Raw genomic sequence first — 8,412 nt, forward strand, 5'->3', positions numbered from 1 at the left:
CCCACCCACCGCACTCCCACCCCCGCCTCGCCGGTGCTCGGCACGATGCTGTTCGGCACCGGGGTCGACGAGCCGACCGCGTTCGCCCTGCTGGACCGCTTCGTGGAGCGCGGCGGCCGGTGGATCGACACCGCCGACTGCTACGCGTTCTGGCTGAGCGGGTCCGGTAGGGGCGGGCAGAGCGAGGAGGTGATCGGGCGCTGGCTCCGCGCGCGCCCCGGGATGCGGGAGCGGGTGCGGATCTCGACGAAGACCGGCGCCGAGCCGGTCACGCCCGGTGTGGCGGCGGGGCCGCGCGCCGGACTGTCCGCACCGGTGCTGCGCGAGGCGTTCGAGGGAAGCCGCCGCAGGCTGGGCGTGGACAGGGTGGACCTCTTCTGGATCCACATGGAGGACCGGGCCACCCCCATCGAGGAGACCGTCGGGACACTGGCGGAACTCACCGGCTCCGGCCTGGCCGAGCGGGTGGGCGCCTCGAACCACCCCGCCTGGCTGGTTGAGCGCGCCCGCGCCCTGGCCGTCGCGGCCGGCGCCCGCCCGATCGACGCGATCCAGCTGAGCCACAGCTATCTGCGTACCCGCCCCGAGGCCGCCGCCAACGAACATCCCTTCGGTGAGCTCAGCGACGAGCAGCTGGACCACGCGGCGCGCAACGCCGTCGAGGTGTGGGCGTACAGCCCGCTGCTGCGCGGCGCCTACGACGACGCGGACAAGCCGATGCCCGACGGGTACGACCATCCCGGCAGCCGTGCGCGGCTGCGCGTCCTGCGGGAGGTGGCCGCCGAGCTGGAGGTCACGCCTGGGCAGGTGGTGCTCGCCCACATGGCCGGGGGAGCGGTCCCGATCCTGCCGATCGTCGGTGTGTCCCGGATGTGGCAGCTCGACGCGGCGTTCGACGCGATGGAGCTGCGCCTTCCGGACGGGATCCGGGCCCGCCTCGACGCGGCGGGCACCGGCTGACGCACGGCGGCGGACCGCCCCGCGGCCGTGGGCCCGCGGTCCCCGTCGCACTCCTTCCCGGTCCGCCGGGCGGCCCCGGCCCCTGGCGCCGGCCCTCCTCGGGAGGGCCGGCGCCATTTCGTTATCCGGCCTTCTCCGGGGCCGGAGCGGCGCGCCGGAGGCCGCTCGGCGGCCGTCCGCCGCCCGCCACCCATCCGCCCGCGGCGGGGCCCGCGGGAGGGTCCGGTACAGCTGACGGTCACTCATGTGACGTCCGGTAGCGGTCCGTTGACCGTGGCGCCGCCCCGGGCGGCATCCCGGGCGGCGGCCGGTCCGCCCGCTCCCGGATCGCGGGCCCGCCGCGCGCCGGACCTCCGGACCACCACCCGTGTGTGTCCGGCGTGAGAACGCGCCGAAACACCGCTGTGAAACATCTATTGACGGGGGACATGCCTGTACATACGCTGCGCATGTTCATGGTTGTCCCCATACAAAGCGGGGTGTGCGTTCGATGCGGATCGCAGTGGTCGGGAGTTACGGAGCGGGCCTCACCATGCGGGTGCCACGGTCACCCGCGGCGGGTGAGACGGTCTCCGGCGGTGAGTTCGACGAGGGCCCCGGCGGCAAGGGGTCGAACCAGGCGATCGGTGCCGCCCGGCTGGGCGCGCGGGTCTCCCTGCTCACCGCGGTCGGCGACGACGCCTACGGCCGCGCGGCCCGCGCCCTGTGGGCGAGCGAGGGGGTCGACGCCTCCCAGGTCGTCACCTCCGACGCCCCCACCATGGTCGGTTTCATCCTGGTGGAGCCCTCCGGCGAGAACCGCATCGCCATCGCGCCCGGCGCCCTCGACCGGCTCACCCCCGCCGATCTCGAACCCTTCCGCCCCGCCATCGAGGCCGCCGACATCCTGGTGGTCTCCATGGAGATCCCCGCGGACGTCGTCCACCAGGCGCTGCGTGAGGCCCGGGCATGCGGAACGACCACCCTGCTCAACCCCGCGCCCGCCCGGCCGCTGCCCGACGACCTCTGGCCGCTGGTCGACGTGATCACGCCCAACCAGACCGAGGCCCCCGTGCTGCTCGGCCTGGGTGACGGCGCCGCCCTGGACGACCGCGAGCTCGTCGCCCGGCTGCGTGAACGCACCGGAGGCACCGCCGTGCTGACCCGCGGCGGCCTGGGCGCCCTCGTCGACGACGGCACCGGAGTCCGGGAAGTACCCGCCCGCCGGGTGAGCCGGGTGGTCGACACCACCGGCGCCGGCGACGCCTTCACCGCCGCCCTGGCGGTCGCCCTGGCCTCCGGCGACGACATCGCCGCCGCCGTCTCCCGCGCCGCCGCTGCCGGCGCCCACGCGGTGACCGTCCCCGGAGTCGTGCCCGCCCTGCCGACCCCGGAACAGCTCACGGCCGTGCCGACCGCCGGCACGGACCGTACCGACGCAGATAGGAACGACGCCCCATGACCACCACCACCGCGCCGGCGCGGGGGTTCGCCCTCGACCTGCGCAGACTGCTGCACGCCCGGGAGTCCGGGGTCTTCGCCGCCCTGGTACTGCTCTTCCTCCTCGGCGTGGTGCTCTCCCCGGGGTTCGCCTCCTCCGACAACCTGCTCTCCGTCGGCCAGCAGATCTCCCAGATCGGCATCATGGCGGTCGGCGCCACCTTCGTCATCGTCAACGGCGAGATCGACCTGTCCGTCGGCTCGGTCTACGCGCTCTCCGCCATCTGCACCGGCATGGCGATATCCGACGGCCTCGCCTGGCCGCTCGCCGCCCTCATCGGACTGGCCGTCGGGTCGCTGGCCGGTCTGCTCAACGGGCTCGCGGTCGTCCTCCTCGGAGTGCCGTCCTTCATCGTCACGCTGGGCACACTCAGCGTCTACCGGGGCGTGGCGCTCCTCATCTCCGACGGCGCCCCGATCTCCCTCAACAACGGCATGCCGGGCGTCGCCGAGTTCAGCCTGCTCGGCCAGGGACGGCTGTTCGGCGTGGTGCCGATGCAGTTCGTGATCTTCGCCGTCGTCGCCGCCCTGGGCGTGGTGCTGCTCTCCCGCTCCCGCCTCGGCTTCAACAGCTACGCCGTCGGCGGCAACCAGGAAGCGGCCCGGCTGGTCGGTATCAACGTCAAGCAGGTCAAGCTCAGCGCCTTCGTGCTCTCGGGCTTCACCGCGGCCCTCGCCGGCGTACTCGGACTGTCCTTCCTCTCCTATGTGCAGGGCGTCACCGGAAGCGGCCTGGAGCTGACCGTCATCTCCGCGGTGATCATCGGCGGCGCCGCCCTCTTCGGCGGGTCCGGCACGGTCTGGGGCACCGTCATCGGCGTCACCTTCATCGGGCTCCTGCAGAACATCCTCAACATCAAGGGCATCTCGTCCTTCTGGCAGACCGTCGTCACCGGCCTGGTCATCGTCGCGGCGGTCGCCGCCGACACCTGGCAACGCCGACGAAAGACCCGCGCCTAGCGACCGCCGCCGACGGTCCCCCTCTCCGCGTCACCCTCCTCCCCACACCGCGCCCGGTCCCCTCGATCGAGACCCCGCGCCCCCGGTAACCCGCGCATGTGCCCAAGGAGTCCGCAATGTCCCTCCGTACCACTCTCAGATCAGTCCTGGCGGCAGCCGCCATCACCGCCACCGCCGCACTGGCCACCGGCTGTGGCGCCGTCACCGCCGCCGACAGCGGCGGCTCCGAGGACGGCTTCGAACTGGCCGGCTACATCCAGGAGCGCGTCGACAACGGCGAATCCCTGCGGATCAAGCTCAGCTACCACGACCCCTCGCTGGCCTTCGCCACCCCGATCAGCCAGGGCATGCAGCGGGCCGGCGAGGAGTTCGGCGCCGACGTGCAGCTGATCGGCCCGACCGGCGGCGACGCCGGCCAGCAGGTCTCCGAGCTGCAGACGCTCATCCAGCAGAAGGCGGTCGACGGCCTGGCCGTGTCCTCCGCCTCCAGCGACGCGCTGCGCCCCGTCATCGCCCAGGCGTACGACGCCGGTATCCCGGTGATCTCCTTCAACACCGACAACCCCGACTCCCGCCAGATGGGCTTCGTCGGCCAGGACCTGCGCGGCTCCGGTGAGTCCCAGGCGAAGGAACTGCTGGAGGTCGTCGGCGAGGACGCCACGGGCAAGGTCGTCGTCTTCTCCGTCGACACCGGCGCCGGCTGGTCGCACGACCGCTTCGGCGGCTTCAAGGACGGGCTGGAGGGCAGCGGCCTGGAGATCGTCGGCCCCGTGAACGTCGGCAACGAGCCCAACGCCGCCTACAACACGGTCGAGTCGACCATGGCCGGCCAGTCGGACGTCACCGCCATCGCCGGGCTGGACTGCTGCTCCACCACCGCGGCCGCCAAGTGGACGGCCGAGTCGGGCCGGGCGGACGAGATCGCGGTCGTCGGGTTCGACGTGCTGACCCAGACCGCCCAGTACATCGAGCGCGACGTCGTCGACTTCACCATCAGCCAGAACCCCGCCGAGCAGGGCTACCAGGCCGTCAAGGTCCTCCACGACTTCGCGGTCGAGGGCACCGAGATCAGCGGCGTCGACACCGGCTCCGAGTTCGTCACCAAGGACAACCTGGACGACACCCCGGTGGAGGACTGATGACCGGCGCGGCAACGGCCGGCCCGGCCACCGGGCCCGCCGTGCGGATCAGCGGACTGGGCCGGAACTTCGGCCCGGTGCGAGCCCTCCACGACGTCTCCTTCGACGTACCCGCCGGCGAGGTCACCGCCCTGCTGGGGGAGAACGGCGCCGGCAAGTCCACCCTGCTGAAGATCCTCGCCGGTCTCCAGCCGCCCAGCGCCGGCACGGTCACCGTCTTCGGCGAGGAGGTCACCTCCCACGACCCGGCCACCGTGCTGGCCCGGCACGGCGTCGCGATCGTCCCGCAGGAACTCTCCCTGCTCCAGGACCGCACCGTGGCGGAGAACGTGCTCTCCGGCGTCGAGCCGGGCAGCCGACTGTTCCCCTCCCGCCGCGCCATGCTGCGCCGCACCACCGAGCTGCTGGCCGAACTGGACCTCACCCTGGACCCGTCGGCGTCCGTCGGATCGCTCGACCTCGCCACCCAGCAGCTCATCGTGGTCGCCCGCTCGGTCGCCCGCGGCTGCCGGGTGCTGATCCTGGACGAGCCGACCGCGATGCTCACCCCCGCCGAGGCGGAACGGCTGTTCGCGCTCATGGACCGCCTCAAGGCCGGCGGTGTGACGATGCTCTACGTATCGCACCGCATGCCCGAGGTCTTCCGGCTCGCCGACCACATCCAGGTGCTGCGCGACGGCACCCATGTCGCCGGCTGGCGCCGCGAGGAGACGACCCCGGACCGCGCGGTGGCGGCGATGGTCGGCCGGGAGCTGGCGGCGGTCACCGACCGGGCCGGCCACCAGGGTGCCCCCGAGGGGCCGCCGGCGCTCTCCGTCCGTGAGCTGAGCGGCCGGCGGCACACCGGGATCAGCCTCCAGGTGCGGCCCGGGGAGATCCTCGGCGTCGCCGGGCTGCCCGACTCCGGCCGGGTGGAGCTGCTGCACAACATCTTCGGCGGCGACCGGGGCACCGGCGGGACCGTCGAAGTGCTCGGCGAGCCGTACGAGAGGCGCGACCCGATCGCCAGCGTCGGCCGTCGTCTGGCCTTCGTGCCCGGCGAGCGCCGGGCGCAGGGGCTGCTGACCACGATGAGCGTCGGCCGCAACGTCGGCGCCCTCACCACCAAGGCGTTCTCCCGCCTCGGTCTGGTGCGCCGCCGCGCGTTCGACCGTCAGGCGGCCGACCAGGCCAAGAAGCTCCGGGTCAAGACCGCCTCGCTGGAGCAGCCCATCACCAACCTCTCCGGTGGCAACCAGCAGAAGGCCGTGCTGGCCCGCTGGCTCTCCATCAACCCGGGCGTGCTCATCCTCGACGAGCCGACCCGCGGCGTGGACGTCGGTGCCAAGGCGGAGATCTACGAGGAGCTGTTCGCCCTCGCCGACCGCGGACTGGCGATCCTCTGCTCCTCCTCCGACCTGCCCGAACTCCTCGCCCTCACCGACCGGATCGCCGTCCTCAGCGAAGGGCGCCTGGTGGACACCGTCGCCACCCGCACCGCCACCGAGGAATCGATCATGACCCTGGCCACCGGAGCCACCGTCTCCGCCACCGCCCCCGGGGCGGGCGGGGCGGACCGGCCCGGCCCTCCCCCCGCACCGGAAGGAACCGCACCATGAAGCGCCGTGGCATCCTCAACGACAAGCTCAGCGCCGCCCTCGCCACCCTCGGCCACACCGACCTCGTCCTCGTCGTGGACGCCGGGTTCCCCGTGCCGCGCGAGGCCGACCGGATCGACCTGGCCATCGCCGAGAACCTGCCCGACCTGCGCACCGTGATCGGCCTGATCGCCGACGAACTGGTGGTCGAGGGCGTGGTCCGCGCCGAGGAGGTGCCCAGCAACAACCCGCTGCTGGACACCTGGCTGCGGGAGCGGTTCGACGACGCCGAGTTCACCACCCGCACCCACGCCGACATGCTGGGCGAACTCGCCCGCAGCGCCAAGGTCGTCGTCCGCACCGGGGCCTTCGAGCCCTGGGGAAACATCGGCCTGTACTGCGGCGTCGACGTGCCGCGCTGGTTCGGCGGGGAGGGCGTCATCGCGCCCGACTACTACGCCGACAAGCTCTGACCGACCGTCCCACCCCCACCCCGGCCGTGGGCCAGGGCGCGTCCCGTCCCGCCCCCTCGCACGGCCGGACGCACACGCACCGAACACCAGGGCCCACGCCCGGCCCGGGCCGCGCCCGGCACCACCGCGCACGGCCAACGACAGATGGAGAGACACCACACATGTCCGAGACCTCGACCACCACGAACACCGAGCCGGACCTGAGCGCCGCCGGCCTGGCGCGCCACATCCAGCACACCCGGATCGACTCCCGCTCCACCCGTGAGGACATGGTCGCCCACGCCCGGGAGGCCGCCCAGTACGGCTTCAACGCGGCCATGGTGCCCGCTTCCTGGGTCCCCGTGGTCAGCGCCGAACTCGCCGGCACCGGCGTCGAGGTGGCCTCCGCCCTCGACTTCCCGACCGTCGGTGTGATGACCAGTGCGGGCAAGGCGGCCGAGGCCGCCGAGATCGCCCGGCTGGGCGCCTCTCAGCTCGACATAGGCGTCCAGATCGGCTGGCTCAAGAGCGGCCGCTACCAGGACTTCCAGGAGGACATCGCCGGCGTCGTCCGGGCGTTCGGCGGACCGGTGAAGGTCATGCTCGAACTCCCGCTGCTCACCGACGCGGAGAAGGAGGCAGCCGTCGAACTCGCCCAGGAGGCGGGCGCGGCCTTCCTGAAGAACGCCAGCAGTGGGCAGATCGAGACCGCGAACCCGACGAGCGTTCGGTACCTTGTGGAGCGGGCGCGCGAGGGGGTCAAGGTGAAGGCGTCCGGCGCGATCACCGGGTACGAGCAGGCCGTCGGCCTGCTGCGGGCCGGAGCGGTGCTGCTGGGCACCAGCGCCGGTGTCGCCCTGGTGACCTCCTCGGCCGACGCCGGGACCAAGAGCTACTGAGCACACAGGGGGCCGTGCCCGCACGGGCACGGCCCCGGCGGGTGACGACTCCCGGAAGGAGCGCGGTGAGGGTGACGGCGGGCGACGAGGAACCGGCGGGCATCAAACGTGATGTCCCGACAGCGATCCACGTCCAGATCTCCGAGCACATCCGGACCCGGATCGCCGCCGGTGAGTGGCCCGCCCACTACCGGCTCAAGAGCGAGCCGGAACTGGCACAGGACTTCGGCGTCAGCCGGGGCACGGTGCGGCGGGCGCTGGCCACCCTGATCGCCGAGGGTCTGCTGCGCCAGGTGCGCGGGCGCGGCACCTTCGTCACCTCCACCACCATCGAGCCGGCCATCGCCCAGAAACTGAGCACCCTCTCCGAGGACTTCGCCAGCCAGGGCGTGGTCACCGACACCGCGGTGCTGGAGTCCGCCACACTCTCACCGCCCCGCCCGGTCGCGGCGCTGCTGGACCTGGCGCCCGGCGGACGGGTGCTGAAACTGGTCCGGTTGCGCAGCACCGAGGACGGGCCGGTGGCGCTGCTCTTCAACTACGTGCGCACCGACTTCACACCGGGCATCGAGGAGGTCGACTTCGAGCGGTCCAGCCTCTTCGGGGTGCTGGAGGGCAGTTACGGCCTGAAGATCGCCGCGGCGCGCCGCACCTTCAGCGCCGAACGGGCCTCCGCCGAGGTGGCGGACGCCCTGGAGCTGGCGGAGGGCGCACCGGTGCAGTACCTGCAGCAGGTCACCTACCTCGCCGACGACCGCCCGGTGGAGTACTCGGACGTGTGGATCCACAGCGGGCGGCTGCACCTCACCTCGCTGCTGCTGCGACGCTGAGACGGAAGCCCGAGACGGAAGCCCGAGACGGAAGCCCGGGACGGAGTGGGCGGCGCGCCTCGCGGGGGTGGGCGCGCCGCCCGCGGCAGGGGGCAGGAGGGGGCGGCGCGCCCACC

The 8,412-nt window shown here is 72.9% G+C and carries 8 protein-coding genes; all 8 read left to right on the top strand.

Features of this window, described 5'->3' with window-relative positions:
- Positions 1-960, top strand: a 960-nt coding sequence (locus E0D90_RS20650) for an aldo/keto reductase (protein WP_438827423.1), incomplete at its 5' end; no start/stop codon positions are given.
- Positions 961-1,450: 490 nt separating this feature from the next.
- Positions 1,451-2,401 carry a ribokinase gene (locus tag E0D90_RS20655; RefSeq protein WP_130799591.1) on the top strand — a complete coding sequence of 317 codons (951 nt, stop codon included), beginning with the start codon at positions 1,451-1,453 and terminating at the stop codon, positions 2,399-2,401.
- On the top strand, positions 2,398-3,399 hold the full coding sequence (locus tag E0D90_RS20660; protein WP_130799592.1) for an ABC transporter permease: 1,002 nt from the start codon (positions 2,398-2,400) through the stop codon (positions 3,397-3,399). Before E0D90_RS20655 ends, E0D90_RS20660 begins: the two co-directional genes overlap by 4 nt.
- Positions 3,400-3,515: 116 nt before the next feature.
- The gene (locus E0D90_RS20665; RefSeq protein ID WP_103500846.1) at positions 3,516-4,538 is read left to right on the top strand and encodes a sugar ABC transporter substrate-binding protein; all 1,023 of its coding nucleotides are present in this window, start codon (positions 3,516-3,518) and stop codon (positions 4,536-4,538) included.
- Entirely contained in the window at positions 4,538-6,136 is a 1,599-nt protein-coding gene (locus tag E0D90_RS20670) for a sugar ABC transporter ATP-binding protein (RefSeq protein WP_130799593.1), read from the top strand. Before E0D90_RS20665 ends, E0D90_RS20670 begins: the two co-directional genes overlap by 1 nt.
- Complete coding sequence (gene rbsD / locus E0D90_RS20675; RefSeq protein ID WP_103500844.1) at positions 6,133-6,588, top strand: D-ribose pyranase; 456 nt, start codon at positions 6,133-6,135, stop codon at positions 6,586-6,588. The genes E0D90_RS20670 and rbsD overlap by 4 nt, the downstream gene beginning before the upstream one ends.
- 161 nt (positions 6,589-6,749) lie before the next feature.
- Complete coding sequence (deoC, locus tag E0D90_RS20680; protein WP_130799594.1) at positions 6,750-7,466, top strand: deoxyribose-phosphate aldolase; 717 nt, start codon at positions 6,750-6,752, stop codon at positions 7,464-7,466.
- A 71-nt stretch (positions 7,467-7,537) separates the two neighbouring features.
- On the top strand, positions 7,538-8,296 hold the full coding sequence (locus E0D90_RS20685; protein ID WP_130799596.1) for a GntR family transcriptional regulator: 759 nt from the start codon (positions 7,538-7,540) through the stop codon (positions 8,294-8,296).
- Positions 8,297-8,412 lie beyond the last annotated feature (116 nt).

It is taken from the genome of Streptomyces otsuchiensis (assembly GCF_004305975.1).
Classification (GTDB): domain Bacteria; phylum Actinomycetota; class Actinomycetes; order Streptomycetales; family Streptomycetaceae; genus Streptomyces; species Streptomyces otsuchiensis.